The sequence below is a fragment of the Aquibacillus albus genome (genome assembly GCF_016908325.1).
Classification (GTDB): Bacteria; Bacillota; Bacilli; order Bacillales; family Amphibacillaceae; genus Aquibacillus_A; species Aquibacillus_A albus.
Window position 1 is genome coordinate 1 of sequence record NZ_JAFBDR010000053.1, and the last position, 1,888, is coordinate 1,888.

Annotated in this window: 1 protein-coding gene; it reads left to right on the top strand. The window is 36.3% G+C overall.

The features are described 5' to 3' along the window. The first annotated feature begins 117 nt into the window (after positions 1 to 117). Positions 118 to 1,533 carry an IS110 family RNA-guided transposase gene (locus JOC48_RS21120; RefSeq protein ID WP_204502402.1) on the top strand — a complete coding sequence of 472 codons (1,416 nt, stop codon included), beginning with the start codon at positions 118 to 120 and terminating at the stop codon, positions 1,531 to 1,533. Positions 1,534 to 1,888: the final 355 nt, after the last annotated feature.

The following is a 1,888-nucleotide window of genomic DNA, read 5'->3' on the forward strand; positions in this document are numbered from 1 at the left end:
GTGCCTAGTGTAGTAAATAGGTTCAAATAAAGAAAAATAACCACCATTTTCAGTGTAAAATGGAAGTACCTATCACAGAACTTCCAAATAACCCCTAACCACAAGGAGCTGAAAACGATGGTATATTCTTTATTGAATCACATTCAAGGTAAAAATGGAAGTCGATGGGCACAATTTGTGAAAGACACAGGCACTGATTATATGTTGGTGGTAGCTATTGATGCAGCTAAATTTACACATAAGGCTATTATTTGTACATTTTATGGGGATGTTTTAGTAAAACCATTTGAATTTGATGCGTCATTAACAGGTTTTGAACTGATTAACAAACATGTTCAAGAGGTGATTAAAACAATTCCTAAAGGAATTAAAGAGGTTGTAGTAGGGATCGAGACAACCGGACACTATTATGAGGATATTGTTAGGCATTGTCATCAAAAAGGGTATCATGTTCGAATTGTGAATGCAGCTACTACTGCGCAAGAACGACAAGCTCTTTTAAACTGGTCGAAGACCGATAATCTTGATCTGATGGCTATTGTTCAGTCAATGATTCATGGTAGAGGAACATCTACTGAGCTTTCCACCGGTGGTGTTCACAGTTTACAAAAATTAACTAGGGCACGTCGGACATTAGTTGAAGAACGAACAGACACTCAAAACAGTATCCGTATGCATTTAGACCATGTTTTTCGTGAAATGCAGGGGAAAAGTATATGGATTGATGGAAAACGAAAACATGTAAAACCATTCTCTACACTTTTCGGAAAAGCGCCACGTTATCTGATGCGTCATTATCCTCATCCTAGCGATATTCTAAATTTAGGAGAGGAAGGCCTGCGTGCACTTTCAATTAGAGAAAACTTAAAGTTACGAGATGAATCCATCAGGATTCTCCTAGAGTTTGCTAAGGGTTCCATCTCTCAATCAAAAGAGTTCGTTGAACCAGATGAATTTCTTCTCGTACAAAAGCTCGATCTCTTAGATTTGCTAGATAATCAGATTAAGATTTTAGAACGGAAAATAGAAGATTTATTTGTTGATACTGATGGGGCCATACTCCTTTCAGTTCCAGGTATAGGTATTGTAACAGGGGCTGAATTATATGCAGAAATGGGTGATATCTCTGATTTCGACCATGCAGGTCAATTAATTAAATTAGCAGGGACCAACCCGATTGTAAAACAATCAGGTGGAAAAAAGCCTTCTTATTATGGAATATCAAAACAAGGGAGGCGAACTTTTCGGAATATAACTTATCAAGTAGGGAAGTCTCTAGCTGTTAATAACCCTGAAATGAAACAGAGGTATTTATCATTAAAAGAGCGTGGAAAACATCCTCGTCAAGCATATGTAGCCCTTGGAAACAGAATGATCCGCCTAGCCTTTTCCATGATAAAAAATAAATCATTTTATCGAACAAATTATGAATCGTATGTGTTATTAGATGAATTAAAAAAGAAACTGCATAGCACCAATGTTCAATATTTTTATGAACATCATGCCTTATTAACAAATCGTCCATCTGCATAAAAAGTGTAACTCTATTCAATAGTAACTTAATCTTAATTTTATAGAATAAAAATATGGAGTTCCTCTAGGACGTTAGATCACATTGTTTCTCGTGCCTGAGGCTTAAGACCTCGCGTGTCAGCGTTATGGATCTTGTCCTATAAATACGAATAATACGTGAAAAACGAAGTTTATACTTGCTAGGAGGTATCCCTGTAGGATGAAAAAGCAAGGTCCCATATTCACGTTCTAGAGGAGCTCCATCATAATGTTTCTGTGATAGATGAACTTTTTAAAAAGCGATTTTAAGAGTTTTAGTTAAGGTCGGTCTTTTTTACTTAAAAATGGTGGTTGACTTATTTACCATTATACGCTG